The sequence below is a fragment of the Kitasatospora sp. NPDC048722 genome, from assembly GCF_040650235.1.
In the GTDB taxonomy this organism is placed as follows: Bacteria; Actinomycetota; Actinomycetes; order Streptomycetales; family Streptomycetaceae; genus Kitasatospora.
Map to the genome: position 1 here is coordinate 15,298 of NZ_JBEZGX010000018.1, position 15,958 is coordinate 31,255.

At 72.3% G+C, this 15,958-nt stretch carries 12 protein-coding genes; 4 read left to right on the plus strand and 8 right to left on the minus strand.

Annotated features, from left to right (window positions below):
• Positions 1 to 2: 2 nt before the first annotated feature.
• Positions 3 to 878, minus strand: coding sequence for a sulfurtransferase (locus AB0C76_RS15635; RefSeq protein WP_359964772.1), 876 nt, complete (start codon positions 876 to 878; stop codon positions 3 to 5).
• Between the two features lie 165 nt (positions 879 to 1,043).
• Here AB0C76_RS15635 and AB0C76_RS15640 point away from each other — a divergent pair, with 165 nt between their 5' ends.
• Entirely contained in the window at positions 1,044 to 1,784 is a 741-nt protein-coding gene (locus AB0C76_RS15640) for a VOC family protein (protein WP_359964937.1), read from the plus strand.
• Between the two features lie 48 nt (positions 1,785 to 1,832).
• Here the strand turns inward: AB0C76_RS15640 and AB0C76_RS15645 are convergent, their stop codons facing one another.
• The 4 genes from AB0C76_RS15645 to AB0C76_RS15660 all read right to left on the minus strand — a co-directional run bounded on the left by AB0C76_RS15645 (position 1,833) and on the right by AB0C76_RS15660 (position 7,416).
• Complete coding sequence (locus AB0C76_RS15645) at positions 1,833 to 2,489, minus strand: thymidine kinase (protein WP_359964774.1); 657 nt, start codon at positions 2,487 to 2,489, stop codon at positions 1,833 to 1,835.
• 88 nt (positions 2,490 to 2,577) lie between these two features.
• Positions 2,578 to 3,765 (minus strand): nucleotide pyrophosphatase/phosphodiesterase family protein, encoded by a 1,188-nt coding sequence (locus AB0C76_RS15650; protein WP_359964776.1) that lies wholly within the window; start codon positions 3,763 to 3,765, stop codon positions 2,578 to 2,580.
• A gap of 109 nt (positions 3,766 to 3,874) precedes the next feature.
• Positions 3,875 to 4,474 (minus strand): DUF5998 family protein, encoded by a 600-nt coding sequence (locus tag AB0C76_RS15655; protein WP_329924627.1) that lies wholly within the window; start codon positions 4,472 to 4,474, stop codon positions 3,875 to 3,877.
• Positions 4,475 to 4,566: 92 nt separating this feature from the next.
• A complete protein-coding gene (locus AB0C76_RS15660; RefSeq protein WP_359964778.1) occupies positions 4,567 to 7,416 on the minus strand; it encodes a GNAT family N-acetyltransferase in 2,850 nt (949 codons plus the stop codon).
• Positions 7,417 to 7,634: 218 nt separating this feature from the next.
• On the opposite strand from AB0C76_RS15660, the gene AB0C76_RS15665 reads away from it, so the two are divergent.
• Positions 7,635 to 7,916 carry an HPr family phosphocarrier protein gene (locus AB0C76_RS15665; protein WP_359964780.1) on the plus strand — a complete coding sequence of 94 codons (282 nt, stop codon included), beginning with the start codon at positions 7,635 to 7,637 and terminating at the stop codon, positions 7,914 to 7,916.
• A 144-nt stretch (positions 7,917 to 8,060) separates the two neighbouring features.
• Positions 8,061 to 8,873 (plus strand): LAGLIDADG family homing endonuclease, encoded by an 813-nt coding sequence (locus tag AB0C76_RS15670; protein ID WP_359964782.1) that lies wholly within the window; start codon positions 8,061 to 8,063, stop codon positions 8,871 to 8,873.
• 43 nt (positions 8,874 to 8,916) lie between these two features.
• On the opposite strand, the gene AB0C76_RS15675 is transcribed toward AB0C76_RS15670, so the two are convergent.
• From AB0C76_RS15675 to AB0C76_RS15685, 3 genes are all read right to left on the minus strand, one after another.
• Positions 8,917 to 10,110, minus strand: coding sequence for an RtcB family protein (locus tag AB0C76_RS15675; RefSeq protein WP_359964784.1), 1,194 nt, complete (start codon positions 10,108 to 10,110; stop codon positions 8,917 to 8,919).
• 321 nt (positions 10,111 to 10,431) lie between these two features.
• Positions 10,432 to 11,796: a pitrilysin family protein gene (locus AB0C76_RS15680; protein ID WP_359964939.1), complete on the minus strand. Its 1,365-nt coding sequence runs from the start codon at positions 11,794 to 11,796 to the stop codon at positions 10,432 to 10,434.
• 20 nt (positions 11,797 to 11,816) lie between these two features.
• The gene (locus AB0C76_RS15685; RefSeq protein WP_359964786.1) at positions 11,817 to 13,151 is read right to left on the minus strand and encodes a pitrilysin family protein; all 1,335 of its coding nucleotides are present in this window, start codon (positions 13,149 to 13,151) and stop codon (positions 11,817 to 11,819) included.
• Positions 13,152 to 13,402: 251 nt separating this feature from the next.
• Between AB0C76_RS15685 and AB0C76_RS15690 the strand changes: the two genes are divergently transcribed.
• Positions 13,403 to 15,853, plus strand: coding sequence for a DNA topoisomerase IV subunit A (locus AB0C76_RS15690; RefSeq protein ID WP_359964788.1), 2,451 nt, complete (start codon positions 13,403 to 13,405; stop codon positions 15,851 to 15,853).
• The last annotated feature ends 105 nt before the right edge of the window (positions 15,854 to 15,958 follow it).

The window sequence follows — 15,958 nt, forward strand, 5'->3', positions numbered from 1 at the left end:
GCTCAGCCCGGCTGCTCCGTGACCGCCACCGGACGGCTCGCGTCACTCGACCACTCGCTCCACGACCCCGGGTACAGCGTCGCCGGCACGCCCGCCACCTCCAGCGCCAGGATCTGGTGCGCCGCCGTCACCCCCGACCCGCAGTACACGGCCGTCTCCCGTTCGCCCGCGCCCAGCGCCCGGAACCGCTCGGCCAGCTCCGCGGCCGGCCGGAACCGCCCGTCCGCGCCGACGTTCTCGGTGGTCGGCGCCGACACGGCGCCGGGGACGTGCCCCGCTCGCGGGTCGACCGGCTCCGTCTCGCCCCGGTAGCGCTCTCCCGACCGGGCGTCCAGCAGCAGGCCGCTGCGCGCCCACTCCGCCGCGCCGTCCCCGTCGATCGTCGGCAAGTTGCCCGGGACGGGCTTGAAGTCGCCCTCCTCCTCCGCCGGCACCTCGGCCGTCACCGGAAGCCCGGACGCCGACCACGCCGCGTAACCGCCGTCCAGCACCCGCACGTCACGGTGCCCTGCCCAGCGCAGCAGCCACCAGGCGCGGGCCGCCGACAGCGAGGGCCCGCCGTCGTACACCACGACCGGGCGGTCGGCGCAGACACCGAAGCGGCGCATCGCGGCGCCGAACTCCTCCAGGTCCGGCAGGGGGTGGCGGCCCCCCTGGCCGGGAGCACCGGGCGGGGCCGCGAGGTCCCGGTCCAGGTCGACGAAGTGCGCGCCCGGCAGGTGCCCGGTCCGGTACTCCTCCGCGGCCGTCGGGCCGCCCGCGGCCGCACCGACCAGCTGGTAGCGCACGTCCAGCAGCACCGGCGGACGCGACGAGGCGAGCGCCTCCCGCAGCCCGGCCGCGGAGATCAGCGGGGAACCGTCGTTGTAGGTGGTCATGCCGGTCATTGTCGCGCAGCGCGGCCGAACCGCCGCTCTTTGTGGGGTCTTTGCCGGAATTTCCGCGCGGCCGAAGGGTTGGTCGCGCGCCGGAGTGGAAGCATCACCCTCGCGTGCGCGAATTCCGTGCGCCAACCGCCCGTGAGGAGGCCCGCATTGCCCGCGGTGAAACTCCGGCTCGCCCAGGGCACGCCCTGCTGGGTCAGCCTGCTGACCGACGACCTGGCCGGCGCCCGCGCGTTCTACGGCGACCTGCTCGGCTGGAGCTACTCGCCGGGACCGGCCCAACTCGGCGACTACGTCCGGGCCGAGCTCGACGGGGAGCCGGTCGCCGGCCTCGGTGTCTCCAGCGCCACCGGCTTCCCGGTGCAGTGGACCACCTACTTCGCCGTGGACAGCGCCGACTCCGCCGCCCAGCTCGTGCGCGAGTGCGGCGGCACCGTCGCCGTCGGGCCCCTCCAGGCCGAGCGCGCCGGACGGATGGCCATCGCCGCCGACGTCTCCGGCGCCGTCTTCGGCCTGTGGCAGGGCGAGGAGCACGTCGGCCGCGAGGCCGGACCCGAACCCGGCGGCCCCGCGTGGACCGAACTGCTCACCTCCGACGCCGAGGGCTCCGCCGCGTTCTACGCCACCGTCCTCGGCCGGACCCTGCGGCCCGGCGCCGACGAATCCGCGCTGCTCGTGCAGGGCCGGCCGGTCGCCGGCATCCGGCACGGCGCCGAACTGCGCGGCCACCCACCCCGCTGGCGGATCCACTTCGCCGTCCGCGACGCCGCGCTCACCGCCCGGCGCGCCACCGAACTGGGCGGCCGGGTCCTGGTCGAGCCGCACGAGACCGCACGCGGCCGGGCCGCCCGGCTGGCCGACCCGCAGGGCGGCCACTTCTCCGTCCTGGAAGCCCGCTAGGGGCCGACGGTCCGCGACCCCGCCAGGGCCGACGGTCCGGGACCGGCTTCACGACTGGGACTGCTCGAAGGGGAGCACGTCCGGGGAGAGCACCGAGGCACGGGCGGTCGCCGCCGTCAGGCGGCGGCGGTGGTGCCGACGGCACAGCACCTCGTAGCCGACCTCGTCCTCCTTCACCGAGATGTCGCCGATCACGACCTGCGCGCCCTCGACGACCATCACGCCGCCGACCGTCCGCGCGTTGTGGGTGGCCCGCGCGCCGCACCAGCACAGCGCCTCCACCTGCAGCACCTCGACCCGGTCGGCCAGCTCGATCAGCCGCTGCGAGCCCGGGAAGAGCCGGGTGCGGAAGTCCGTCGTGATCCCGAACGTGTAGACGTCGATGTCGAGTTCGTCCACCACCCGGGCCAGCTGGTCGACCTGCCCGGCCGCGAAGAACTGGGCCTCGTCGCAGATCAGGTAGTCCACCCGGCCGCCGGCCGACAGCCGCTGCACCACGTGCGCGTGGAAGTCGAAGTCGTCGGTCACCTCGACCGCCTCGGCGCGCAGGCCGAGCCGGCTGGAGATGGTCGCCGCGCCGGCCCGGTCGTGGCGGGTCAGGATGATCCCCTGCCGGCCGCGGGCGGTGTGGTTGTGGTCCATCTGCAGCGCCAGCGTCGACTTGCCGCAGTCCATCGTGCCCGAGAAGAACACCAGTTCAGCCATGGGTGGAGCAAAGGCCTTTCACATCAGGGGAGTTCGGGCACCGGGGAAGCGGTGGCAGCGGTGGTGCGGACGACATCGGCGGCACGGTTCAGGCGCGCACTTCGAGCAGCGGCACGAACTGCTCGACCGGGGTCATCGAGCCGTGCAGTCCGATCATCGCCGACTCGCCGGGCTCGTTGCGGGAGGCGGTGATCGCGACGTCGTCCCGGGCCGCGGCGACCACGTCGCCGATCCGCGCGTAGACGCGCTCGTCCACGACCGGGCCGAACCAGCCCGCCGCGATCGCCTCGTCCCTGGTCGCCACCCACATCCGGTCGCCGAGCACCTCGCTCCAGACCGCGTACACGTCCGCCGCGGCTCCCGGCACCGCGTACACGTGCCGGGCCCGGCCCTCGCCTCCCAGCAGGGCCACGCCCGCGCCGAGCTCCCAGTCCTCGTCGAAGTCGATCCGGTCCTCCGGCGCGATGTCGATCATGCCGTGGTCGGCCGTCACGTACATCGCCGAGCGCGGCGGCAGCCGCTCGGCCAGCCGCCGGGCCAGCCGGTCCACCGCGTCCAGGGTCATCCGCCACTCGTCCGAGTCCACGCCGAAGCGGTGGCCCGCGCCGTCCAGCTCGCTGACGTACGTGTACACCAGCGCCCGGTCGTGCTCGGCCAGCCAGGCCGCGGCCTGGTCCATCCGCTCCTCGCCGGTGGTCCGGCCCATGAAGGTTCCGCCGGACAGCGCCACCCTGGTCAGCGGGGTCTGGGCGAACAGCGGGGACGACACCTGCGCCGTCGCCACCCCGGCCGCGTGCGTCCGCTCGAAGACCGTCGGGTACGGCTGCCAGGCCGCCGGGTCCGTCGGCGGCTGCCAGCGCAGCTGGTTCATCAGGTACCCGGCACCGGGGACCGCCACCGTGTAGCCGGCCAGGCCGTGCAGCCCCGGCGGGGTGCCGGTGCCGACCGAGGCCAGCGAGGTCGCCGTCGTCGACGGGAACCCGGCCGTCAGCGGACGGCCCGAGCCGCCCATCGAACTGCCCGCGAGCGACGACAGGAACGGCGCGTACTCGGGGTGGCGCAGCAGCAGCTCCCAGCCGAGGCCGTCGACCAGGAACACCACCACGCGGTCGGCCGGGGCGATCGGCAGCGTCGCCGAGAAGCCCTCGACGCCCAGCCCCGCCGCGACCGAGGGCAGCAGGTCGCAGAGCGAACCGCTGCCGTAGGCGGGAGCGGGGGCGGAGGCGGGATCGAGGATCTCGAAGGCGTCGTAGCCGTCGGAGGGTGCGTAAGACATGGATCCGGTTTCGTGGCGGTCGGCGGCGCGGTCGGCGGCAGTCGTTCTGAGCAGGCAGTCGTTCCGCGTGGGCGGGCGTTGTGAGCGGTCGGGCGGGCCGGGGCGGGGCTCAGGCCCGCGGGCCGTTGCTGACCGTCGCGTCCGACAGCGCCCGGGCGAACACCAGCGCCTGCGCGACCGTCTCCGGGCCGTCGCCGGCCTCGCTCACCCGCAGTGACAGGTCGTCAGCCGTCGCCGAACCCGTGTAGCCGTGGTCCGCCTCGCAGTTCGGGTCCGAGCAGCCCGCCGGCTCCAGGTCCAGCCGCTGCACCGCACCCCAGCCGATCGTCAGCACGACCTCGCGCGGCAGCGTGCCCGGCGTGTACGTCTCCGGGTTCGCCACCATCCGGCTCACCACGACCGAACCGATCCGGTCCAGCCGGACGCTCTCCGTCGACGTCGTCGCGAGCGGCACCGACGGGCTGGCGGCGTCCCCGGTCTGCTCGTCGGTGTGGCTCACCACGAACCGGGTCGGGGTCAGCACCAGCACGGTGACGTGGCGGCGTACCTCGTTGGCGTCGAACGTCGTCTCCTGGTGCACCAGGTACGAGCTGATCGGCTCCGGGCCAACCGCGGACTCCACCGCCTCGGACACCAGGGCCGGGTAGTAGCCACTGCGCTCGATCGCCGAGCGCAGGTCCTGAGTGGTGGTGGTACCGGTCTTCGCCATAACTCCATCCTGGCATGGTCCGCCGACGAAGCGGGCGGCGCGGCGCCGAGCTTCGGACAACAGCGCCCACGGGCAGGCGCAACCAAGGAAGGTTACAGGCTGCTCATGGCGCGCGGACCCAGATCACTGCGGACGGGCAGGGGCGCGATGCGCACCCGCGCCCCCAGGATCGCCAGCCCGTGCGGGGCCACGACCACCGGTTCGAGGTCCACCGACGCGACCTCCGGCAGGTCGTCCACCAGCCGCGACACCCGCAGCAGCAGTTCCTCCAGCGCGCCCGTGTCCACCGCCTCCGCGCCCCGCCAGCCGAACAGCAGCGGAGCCGCCCGGACCTCGCGGATCAGCCCGGCGACGTCCTGGTCGGTGGCCGGAACCAGCCGGTGCGCGACATCGCCCAGGAGTTCGGCCGGCGCCCCCGCCAGCCCGAAGGACAGGATCGCGCCCACCGCCGGGTCGACCGTGGCGCCGATCACGGTGTCCACCCCGCGCGGAGCCAGCCGCTGCACCACGAGCTCGGCCTGCGCGGCCCCGCCGAGCAGGGCGTCCAGCTCCCGGTGGGCCCGGCGCAGGCCCGGCTCGCCGGTCAGGTCCAGGCGGACGCTGCCCAGGTCGGGGCGGTGGCGCAGGTGCGGGGCGGTCGCCTTGAGCGCCACCGGGTAACCCAGCGCCGACGCCGCCCGCACCGCCGTCTCCTCGTCCGGGGCGGGCAGGGTCGGCGACACGTCGATGCCGTAGTGGGCCAGCAGCGCGCGGGCCTCCGCGTCGGGCAGCGTGATCCGGGCACCACCCGGCTGGGTGCGGGCCGCGATCGCGGCCCGGGTGCTCAGCGCCGCGTCCACCAGCACGCGGGCCCCCGGCTCGTCGATCCGGTCCAGCTCCGGCACCCGGGCCGTCTCCTCCGCCTCCGCCGTCCGGCGACGCCACTGCGCGTAGTGCACGGCGTGGGCGAGGGCCCGCACCGCGCGCTCCGGCGCCGCGAACGCCGGGATGCCGCGCGGACGCAGCCGCAGCGGCAGATCGGTCAGCGCCAAGTGCGCCAGCACCAGCGGCTTGCCCAACTCCCTTGCCCGCTCACCGGCTTCGAGCAGAGCAGTGGCGATCTCCGGATCGTCCGAACCCATCTCCGGATCCTCCGGGCCGGCCAGGCGACCCCCCATGAACGCGTGCGCGGACGTGCCGATCGGCGGGATCGCGACGGCGATCACGGCGTCCACGGCGGGATCGGACAGGGCGACGTCCAGCGCGATCCGGAAGTTCTCGCCGGTCGCGCCGGTGGTCAGGTCGACGGGCGTGCGGGGGCGCAGGCCCGCACTCAGGCAGGCGTCGTACGTCAGCAGGCCCAGCGAGTCCGAATTGCCGACCACGGCGACCCGGTCCCCCGGCGGCAGCGGCTGCTGGACCAGCACCTCGCCGGTGTCGTACAGCTCGGTGATCGTCTCCACCCGGGTGACCCCGGCCTGCTCGAACAGCGCGTCCACCGTCGCGTCGCGCAGCCCCGTCGCCGTGGCCGGGACGGCGTGGCCCGGCGGCAGGCTCCCGGTGTGACGCGCACCCTTCACGACGACCACCGGCTTCGCCGCGGCCAGACGGCGGGCGATCCGGGTGAACTTGCGCGGGTTGCCGAACGACTCCAGGTAGAGCAGCACCACCTCGGTCGCGTCGTCCTCCGCCCAGTACTGCAGGAAGTCGTTGCCGGAGACGTCGGACCGGTTGCCGACCGACGCGAACGACGAGACGCCGAGCCCCCGGCGGTGCGCGGCCTCCAGGAGCGCGACCCCGATCGCACCGGACTGGCAGAAGATCCCGAAACCGCCGCGCCGCGGCAGATGCGGCGCCAACGAGGCGTTCAACGGCTGCTCGGGATCGGTGTTGATCAGACCGAAGGCGTTCGGGCCGACCACCCGCATCCCCGCCGCACGGGCCTGCCGCACCAGCGCCCGCTGGCGGTCACGGCCCTCCGGGCCGGTCTCCGCGTACCCGGCCGTCACCACGACCAGGCCCTGCACCCCGTGGGCGCCGCACTCGGCGACCGCCGCCGGCACCGCACTCTCGGGGACGGCGATCACGGCCAGGTCCACCGGGCCCGGGACGTCCAGGATCGAGCGGTACACCGGGACGCCGTCCAGCTCCGTCCCGGCCGGAGCCTTGCGGTTCACCGCGTACACGGGACGCAGGGCCTCCCCGTCTCCGCGCCTGCTCCCGAACTCGGCGTCGAAACTGCCCAGCAGGTCCCGCAGCAGCGCCCGCCCCACCGTCTGCGGATTGCGCGAAACCCCGATCACCGCCACCGAACGCGGCGTGAGCAGCCGCTGCACCGAACGCGCCTCCGCACGGTGCTCCCGCGCCCGCATCACCGCCAGCGAGCGGTCCGTCTGCTCCAGGTCGAACTCCAGGTGCACCACACCGTCGGCGAAACTCCGGTGCTGCGTGTAACCGGCGTCCGTGAAGACCTTCACCATCTTCCGGTTCTCCGGCAGCACCTCCGCCTGGAAACGACGGATCCCCCGCTCCTGCGCCACCGCCGCGATGTGCTCCAGCAGCGCCGACGCCACGCCGCGGCCCTGATGCGCGTCCTGCACCAGGAACGCCACCTCGGCATCGGTCCCGGTGTCCGACGGACGGCCCTCGGCATCGATCCGGTCGTACCGGACGGTCGCGATGAAACGGTCCCGGACGACCACGGCCAGCGCCACCCGGTTCACGAAGTCGTGGTGCGTGAACCGGCGGACGTCCTTCTCCGAGAGCTTCGGATAAGGGGCGAAGAAACGGAAGTACTTCGACTGGTCCGAGACCTGCTCGTAGAACTCCACCAGCCGCCCGGCATCGGCGGGAGTGATCGGCCGGATCCGGGCCGTGCCACCGTCGCGCAGCAGGATGTCGGCCTCCCAGTGCTGCGGATAGTCCGGATGCCCTGGGTGCTGCGCCGCCGCGGAGTCGTCCACGATCGTCAGGTTATCCGGCGGCGGGCCGAACGGCGCCCGGCGTGCACGCGCGGCAGGGTGGGCACGGCCACCGGCCGGGCATTATGCCCCGAAAAGAAACAATCACAACTCCCGAACGCGGCGGCTCGCAGAGGTCGACCGCGTGCAACACTGGTCTAGACAACATGGCCGCTTCCCCGAGCACGGCCGTGACCAGCTTCACCGGAAAGGCACGTCTCATGGCCGAGCGCCGCGTCACCATCGGTTGGGCCGAGGGCCTGCACGCCCGTCCCGCCTCCATCTTCGTCCGGGCCGTCACGGCCACCGGCGTGCCGATCACCATCGCCAAGCCCGGCGGCAACCCCGTCAACGCCGCCTCCATGCTCGGCCTGCTCGCCCTCGGCGCCCAGGGCGGCGAAGAGGTCATCCTCGCCACCGACGCCGAGAACGCCGACGAGGCCCTCGACCGCCTCGCCAAGCTCGTCGCCGAAGGCCTCGAAGAGCTCCCCGCCGCCGCCTGAGCGGGCTGAGTCGCCGCAGCGCCCGGCAGTGCATTTAGCACTGCCGGGCGCTTTGCGTTCACGGATTCGATCGCATTCACACCTCTTGGCGAACTGGTGAGCGATCACCCCTTGTGGCCACCCACTCGCACACATGCTCGGCGCATGACGTTCTTCGACCTCGAACGACCCGATCACGCCTACATGTACGCCTTCCTCCAGGCGGACGGCCACCTCACCCAGGAAGTCGGCAACAAGGGCCGGCTCGCGGTGGAACTCTCCGCGCGGGACGCACCGATCCTGGAGGAGTTCCAGCGCCTCTGCCCGTTCAACAGCAGCATCCGCCACCGGACGCGCACCACGAACTTCAAGGCGGACCACACGTCGGTGGTGTGGACCGTCTGCGCCCGTGAGTTCCGGGAGGAACTGCGGGCGCTGGGCCTGCCGGTTGGGTGCAAGTCCGAAATAGTGGCCCCACCGGGCGTGCCATTCTCCGAGCGCGACTACGTCCGCGGCCTCATCGATGCCGACGGGTCACTCGGCATCACCGCCACGGGATTGCCGTTCCTCAGCTTCACCACCCAGAGCGACGCGATGGCCGCCTTCTTCGCTGGCTATGCCGAGCAGCTCTGCGGTGTGAAGCGCAAGCTCACCCGCAACAAGCGCGACGGCATCTACAACATCCTCTTCACGAGGGAAGCCGCCGTGGCCATCACTGCCGAGCTGTACTACCCCGGCTGCCTCGCACTGCCTCGCAAGCAAGTGGGTGCCACGCACGTCGAAGCGTGGGTCCGCCCGCCGACGATGGGGATAGCCGCCCCTCGGCGCGGCTGGACCGCCGAGGAGGATGTGGTGCTCCTGAGCGCGGCCAGCATGGAACTGGCGGCCGAACAACTGGACCGGACCGTCAAGAGCTGCACCATTCGCAAATGGCGACTCGTCGGCCCGAGACGCCCGAGAGTGTTCCCGAAGCGGTAGAGATGGCCCCCGACATCGTCGGGGGCCATCTCTTTTCGGCTGCTCAGCCCTTGATGCAGATGACCTGCTTGATCTGGGCGACGACCTCGACAAGGTCGCGCTGCTGATCCATGACCTTCTCGATCGACTTGTAGGCGCCCGGGATCTCGTCGACGACGCCGCTGTCCTTGCGGCACTCCACGCCCCGCGTCTGCTCCTCCAAGTCCCTTACGGTGAAGCGCTTCTTGGCCGCCGTACGGCTCATCTTCCGGCCAGCGCCGTGCGAGGCCGAGTTGAACGCCGCCTTGTTGCCGAGGCCGCGGACGATGAACGAACTGGTGCCCATCGAGCCCGGGATGATCCCGAACTCGCCCGTTCCCGCCCGGATCGCGCCCTTTCGCGTCACGAGGAGGTCGACACCGTCGTACGTCTCCTCGGCCACGTAGTTGTGGTGGCAGCTGATGACCTCGCCGAAGCTGACCTTCGCCTTGGGGAATTCGCGGCGGACAACGTCCTGGAACAACGTCATCATGACGGCACGGTTGTGCTTGGCGTACTCCTGCGCCCAGTACAGGTCCGCCCGGTAGGCCTCCATCTGCGGAGTTTCCGAGATGAACACCGCGAGGTCACGGTCGACCAGGCCCTGGTTGTGCGGCAGCGACCGGGCGACGGTCATGTGGTGCTCCGCCAGTTCCTTGCCGATGTTGCGCGAGCCGGAGTGCAGCATCAGCCACACCACCCCGACCGTGTCGATGCACAATTCGATCATATGGTTGCCGGCGCCGAGCGTTCCCATCTGTTGCATGGCACGTTCGCGACGCCATTTGACCGAATCCGCGACACCGTCGAACCGCTGCCAGAAGTCGTCCCACCCCGCCGTCGCGAAGCCGTGGAGCTTGCGCGGGTCGACCGGGTCGGTGTGGAGGCCGCGGCCCACCGGGATGGCCTGCTCGATCTTGGAGCGGAGGCGGGACAGGTCGTCCGGGAGGTCCTTGGCGGTGAGGGAGGTCTTCACCGCGCTCATTCCGCAGCCGATGTCCACGCCGACCGCCGCCGGGCAGACGGCGCCCTTCATGGCGATGACGGAACCGACGGTCGCGCCCTTGCCCAGGTGGACGTCGGGCATGACGGCGAGGCCGTGGAGCCAGGGCAGGGAGCTGATGTTGCGCAGCTGCTGCATGGCCTCGCCCTCGACGGTGGCCGGGTCGGTCCACATCCGGATGGGGACCCGGATTCCGGGCACTTCGGTGTACGACATGGCTGTTCGACCTCCAAGGTCGCTTGGTTCAAGGGAAGTTGCCGCACGCGAACAGATCCCGGCGCGGCTCGGGGAAGACCAGGAGAAGAGGGGCTCAGGCGCCCAGGGCACGGCGGGAGAACGGCCTTGGGGAGCGTCGTCGTATGGTTCGCTCGACCCGCATGGTGACCGCCTCCCTTCGTTCGTCGCAGTCGGACTTCGTACGTCTGTGCCGGGGAACATCTATCCACGGAACGGCCGGGGCCCGCAACGAATTTAAAAACGCGGCAGGCCCGCCGGAGCCGCGATCGCTCCAACGGGCCTGCCGTGCACCGGAGGGGGTCAGCTGACGACCGTGACCTCGCCGATGCCGAGCTTCCGCACGTCGTCCGCGATCACGGCGGCGTCGCCGACCAGCACGGTGACCAGCCGGTCCGGCGGGAAGGCGGCGACGACGGCCTCGGTGGCCTCGGCGGTGGGCAGTTCGGCGAGCCGGCGGTAGACGTCTGCCTGGTAGTCGTCGGGCAGGTGCTGCTCGACCTGGTCGGCGAGGGTGCCGGCGACCGAGCCCGCGGTCTCGTACTTGAGCGGGGCGACGCCGACCAGGAACTGCACGGCCTCGTCGCGCTCGGCGTCGGTGAGGCCCTCGGCGGCGAGGGTGCGCAGGATCGTCCAGGCGTCCTTGAGGGCCGGGGCGGTGGAGGCGGTGTCCACCGAGCCGCTGATGGCGAGCAGCGCGCGCCCGCTGCCGTCGGCGGCCGAGCGCAGCGGCTGGGCGAAGGAGCGGACGCCGTAGGTGTAGCCCTTCTCCTCGCGCAGGACGCGGTCGAGGCGGGAGGTGAGGGTGCCGCCGAGGCAGTAGGTGCCGAGGGTCTGGGCGGGCCAGTCGGGGTGGTGGCGGTCGGGGCCGATGCGGCCGATGAGGAGCTGGGTCTGGACGGAGTCCGGCCGGTCGACGATGACGACGCGGCCGTGGTCGTCGGCGGTGACGGGGGCGTGGACGGAGGCCGTGGCGGCGGTGCCGGTCCAGGTGCCGAGGGTGCTCTCCAGGAGGGCGGGCAGGTCGACGCCGGTGAGGTCGCCGACCACGACGACGGTGCTGGTGGCAGGCCGGACGTGGGCGTCGTAGAAGGCCTTGACGGCGGCGCGGTCGATGGACTTGACCGTGTCGGCGGTGCCGCTGCGGGGGCGGGAGAGGCGGTCGGCGGCGTCGAAGAGCTCGGCGTAGAGGGCCTTGGCCGCGCGCCGGGCGGGGTTGGCCTGCTCGTGGACGATCTCGTCGAGGCGGTTGGCGACGAGCCGCTCGATCTCGTCCTCGGGGAGGGCGGGGGCGCGCAGGGCGTCGGCGAGGAGGGCGAGGCCGCGCTGGAGGCGGGAGGCGGGGACTTCCAGGGAGACGCGGATGCAGGGGTGGTCGGCGTGGGCGTCGAGGGTCGCGCCGGCACGTTCGAGCTCGCCGGCGAACTCCTCGGCGGTGAGGGTGTCGGTGCCTTCGCTGAGGGCGCGGGCGAGGATGGCGGCGACGCCGTCGAGGCCGGCCGGTTCGGCGGCGAGCGGGGCGTCGACGAGGACCTCGACGGCGACGAGCTGCTGGCCGGGGCGGTGGCAGTGCAGGACGGTGATGCCGTTGGCGAGGGCGGTGCGCTCGGGGGCGGGGAAGGCCCAGGGGCTCGGGGTGCCGGGACGGGGCTGGGGGTGGAAGGTCATGGCGGGGACGTAGTCGGTGCTCATGCGGCGGCACCCTCCTCTTCGGAAGCGGCGTCGGTGTCGGCCGTGGTCGGCTCGTAGGCGAGGACGGCCCGGTTGTCGGGGTGGAGTCGGGCCTTCGCGACGGCCCTGACCTCTTCGGCGGTGACGTCGAGGACCTTGGGGAGGGCGTCGTTGAGCAGCTTGGGGTCGCCGAACAGGACGGCGTAGCGGCAGAGTTCGTCGGCGCGGCCGGCGACGGTGGTGAGCCGGTCGAGCCATTCGCGCTCGATCTGGGCCTGGGCGCGTTCGAGTTCCTCGGGGGTGGGGCCTTCGGCGGCGAAGCGGGCGAGTTCCTCGTCGACGGCGGTGTCGATCTGCTGGAGGGTGGCGTCGCCGGAGGTCTTGACGTCGAGCCAGCCGAGGCTGGGGGCGCCGGCGAGGCGGAGCAGGCCGAAGCCGGCGGCGACGGCGGTGCGGTCGCGGCGCACGAGGCGGTTGTAGAGGCGGCTGGATTCGCCGCTGCCGAGGATGGTGAGGGCGAGGTCGGCGGCGTCGGCCTCGCGGGTGCCGTCGTGCGGGAGGCGGTAGGCGGCCATGAGGGCGCGGGAGGGGACGTCCTCGTGGATCTCCTCGCGCAGTTCGCGCCCGATGGTGTCGGGGAGTTCGCCGGAGCGCGGGGGCTGCTTGCCGTCGTGGGCGGGGATGCTGCCGAAGTACTTCTCGACCCAGGCGACGGTCTGTTCGGGGTCGATGTCGCCGACGATGGAGAGGACGGCGTTGTTGGGCGCGTAGTAGGTGCGGAAGAACGCCCGGGCGTCCTCCAGCGTGGCGGCGTCGAGGTCGGCCATGGAGCCGATGGGGGTGTGGTGGTACGGGTGGCCGTCGGGGAAGGAGAGCGCGGTGAGCTTCTCGAAGGCGGTGCCGTAGGGGACGTTGTCGTAGCGCTGGCGGCGCTCGTTCTTGACGACGTCCCGCTGGTTCTCCATGGAGGTCTCGTCGAGTGCGGCGAGGAGGGAGCCCATGCGGTCGGCCTCCAGCCAGAGGGCGAGCTCCAGCTGGTGGGCCGGCATGGTCTCGAAGTAGTTGGTGCGCTCGAAGCTGGTGGTGCCGTTGAGCGAGCCGCCGGCGCCCTGGACGAGCTCGAAGTGGCCGTTGTTGGAGACGTTGGCCGAGCCCTGGAACATGAGGTGTTCGAAGAGGTGGGCGAGGCCGGTGCGGCCCTTGACCTCGTGGCGCGAGCCGACGTCGTACCAGAGGCAGACCGCGGCGACCGGGGTGAGGTGGTCCTCGGAGAGGACGACGCGCAGGCCGTTCTCCAGGCGGTGCTCGGTGATGGCGATGCCTCGGCTGGAGGCGGGGGCCGGGTTGGCCATGCGCTCGGGTCCTTCCCGTCGTCGATGTCGGGGTTCGTGTGGCGTCCCCCATTGTGGTGCAACGCGCGAGGGGCGCGGATGTGTCCGCGCGGAGGGGGCGTTCGCCAGGGGCGGAAGAGGGGCGCTGACCGGGAGTGTCGGTGTGAGGGTCCACAATGGGGGCGCCGCGCCCTGTTGACGGGGGCAGCCGGCATGGCGACAGAGACTGACCGAGACACAGAGCAAGCGAGACGTAAGGGAGCCCCGCCGCGATGGCCCGCCGCAGTTCGCAGACCCCGCCGCCCGGAGACTTCGAGGAGCGGATCCTCGATGTCGACGTCGTGGACGAGATGCAGGGTTCCTTCCTGGAGTACGCCTACTCGGTGATCTACTCGCGCGCGCTGCCCGACGCGCGGGACGGTCTGAAGCCGGTGCACCGGCGGATCCTGTACCAGGCCAACGAGATGGGCCTGCGTCCGGAGCGCGCGCACGTGAAGTGCGCCCGTGTGGTGGGCGAGGTGATGGGTCGCCTGCACCCGCACGGCGACCAGTCGATCTACGACGCGGTCGTCCGCATGGCGCAGCCGTTCTCGATGCGGCTGCCGCTGATCGACGGGCACGGGAACTTCGGTTCGCTGGGCAACGACGACCCGCCGGCGGCGATGCGGTACACCGAGTCGCGGCTGACGCCGGCGTCGATGGCGCTGGTGGAGTCGATCCACGAGGACACGGTCGACTTCGGGCCGAACTACGACGGCAGTGAGCAGGAGCCGCTGGCGCTGCCGGCGGCGTTCCCGAACCTGCTGGTGAACGGCGCGACGGGCATCGCGGTGGGCATGGCGACGAACATGCCGCCGCACAACCTGTCCGAGGTGGTGGCGGCGGCCCGGCACCTGATCAAGCACCCGAACGCGGACCTGGACACGCTGATGCGGTTCGTGCCGGGTCCGGACCTGCCGACGGGCGGGCGGATCGTGGGCCTGGCGGGGATCCGGGACGCGTACGAGTCGGGCCGCGGGACGTTCAAGATCCGGGCGACGGCGACGGTGGAGGCGGTGACGGCGCGCCGCAAGGGCATCGTCGTGACGGAGCTGCCGTACAACGTCGGCCCGGAGAAGGTCATCTCGAAGATCAAGGACCTGGTCAACGCGAAGAAGCTGCAGGGTGTCGCGGACGTCAAGGACCTGACCGACCGCGAGCACGGGCTGCGGCTGGTGATCGAGGTGAAGAACGGCTTCGTGCCGGAGGCGCTCCTGGAGCAGCTGTACAAGCTGACGCCGATGGAGGAGACGTTCGGCATCAACAACGTGGCGCTGGTGGACGGCCAGCCGCTGACGCTGGGGCTGAAGGAGCTGTTGGAGGTGTACGTCGACCACCGGTTCACGGTGGTGCGGCGGCGCAGCGACTTCCGCCGGCGCAAGCGCGAGGAGCGGCTGCACCTGGTCGAGGGCCTGCTGGTGGCGCTGGTCGACATCGACGAGGTGATCGCGATCATCCGGTCGAGCGACAACGCGGGGCAGGCGAAGGAGCGTCTGATGGAGCGCTTCTCGCTGTCGGAGACGCAGACGGCGTACATCCTGGACACGCCGCTGCGCCGGCTGACCCGTTTCGACCGGGTGGAGCTGGAGCAGGAGCAGGCGAAGCTGTTGTCGGAGATCGCGGACCTGCGGGAGATCCTGGAGTCGGACGCGAAGCTGCGCAGCGTGGTTTCGTCCGAACTGGGCGCGGTGGGGAAGCAGTTCGGGACGGAGCGGCGCACGGTGCTGCTGGAGGCGGGCGCGGTGCCGTCGGCGGCGCTGGCGGTGCCGTTGGAGGTGGCGGACGATCCGTGCCGGGTGTTGCTGTCGTCGACGGGTCTGCTGGCGCGGACGGCGGACGGGGAGCCGTTCGAGCTGTCGGAGGCGCGGGCGAAGCACGACGTGATCGTGTCTGCGGTGCCGGCGACGGCGCGGGCGGACGTGGGTGTGGTGACGTCGACGGGCCGGGTGCTGCGGCTGCCGGTGATCGATCTGCCGGCGCTGCCGCCGACGCCGTCGCCGACGCTGGCGGGCGGGGCGGCGGTCGGGGAGTTCCTGCGGCTGGACGCGGGTGAGCGGGTGCTGGCGCTGACGACGTTGGACGAGTCGTCGCCGGGGCTGGCGCTGGGCACGGTGCAGGGCGTGGTGAAGCGGGTGGTGCCGGAGTGGCCCGCGAACAAGGACGAGTTCGAGGTGATCGCCCTCAAGGAGGGTGACGAGCTGGTGGGTGCGGTGGAGTTGCGCACCGGCGAGGAGGACCTGGTCTTCATCACGTCGGACGCGCAGTTGCTGCGGTACCCGGCGGGTCAGGTGCGTCCGCAGGGGCGTCCGGCGGGTGGCATGGCGGGGATCAAGCTGGCGGACGGGGCGCGGGTGCTGTCGTTCACGGCGGTGGATCCGGCGGCGGACGCGGTGGTGGTCTCCGTGGCGGGTGCGTCGGGCACGTTGACGGGCGAGGAGCAGTCGACGTGGAAGGTGACGCCGTTCGAGCAGTACCCGCGCAAGGGCCGGGCGACGGGCGGTGTCCGCTGCCAGCGGTTCCTGCGCGGTGAGGACCTGCTGACGTTCGCGTGGGCGGGTGCGGTGCCGGCCCGGGCGGCGACGGCGAAGGGCGCGCCGGTGGAGCTGCCGGAGCGGGATCCGCGCCGGGACGGTTCGGGTACGCCGGTGACGACGCCGATCGCGGTGGTCGCGGGTCCGGCGTGACCGGGGGGATCAGCGTGACCGGTACGACCGGGTGAGCGGAGGAGGGGTGCCCGTCGGGTGCCCCTCCTCTGCCGTTCGGGGGCCGGTCGGCCGTCCCCGACGTGA

Bases quoted from the DNA above. Each gene is read 5' to 3' on its own strand.
- AB0C76_RS15655 (WP_329924627.1), bottom strand. From the start codon at position 4,474: ATGGCGAAGACCGGTACCACCACCACTCAGGACCTGCGCTCGGCGATC.
- AB0C76_RS15675 (WP_359964784.1), bottom strand. From the start codon at position 10,110: ATGTCGTACACCGAAGTGCCCGGAATCCGGGTCCCCATCCGGATGTGG.
- AB0C76_RS15650 (WP_359964776.1), bottom strand. From the start codon at position 3,765: ATGTCTTACGCACCCTCCGACGGCTACGACGCCTTCGAGATCCTCGAT.
- AB0C76_RS15680 (WP_359964939.1), bottom strand. From the start codon at position 11,796: ATGACCTTCCACCCCCAGCCCCGTCCCGGCACCCCGAGCCCCTGGGCC.
- AB0C76_RS15645 (WP_359964774.1), bottom strand. From the start codon at position 2,489: ATGGCTGAACTGGTGTTCTTCTCGGGCACGATGGACTGCGGCAAGTCG.
- AB0C76_RS15670 (WP_359964782.1), top strand. From the start codon at position 8,061: ATGACGTTCTTCGACCTCGAACGACCCGATCACGCCTACATGTACGCC.
- AB0C76_RS15665 (WP_359964780.1), top strand. From the start codon at position 7,635: ATGGCCGAGCGCCGCGTCACCATCGGTTGGGCCGAGGGCCTGCACGCC.
- AB0C76_RS15690 (WP_359964788.1), top strand. From the start codon at position 13,403: ATGGCCCGCCGCAGTTCGCAGACCCCGCCGCCCGGAGACTTCGAGGAG.
- AB0C76_RS15685 (WP_359964786.1), bottom strand. From the start codon at position 13,151: ATGGCCAACCCGGCCCCCGCCTCCAGCCGAGGCATCGCCATCACCGAG.
- AB0C76_RS15635 (WP_359964772.1), bottom strand. From the start codon at position 878: ATGACCACCTACAACGACGGTTCCCCGCTGATCTCCGCGGCCGGGCTG.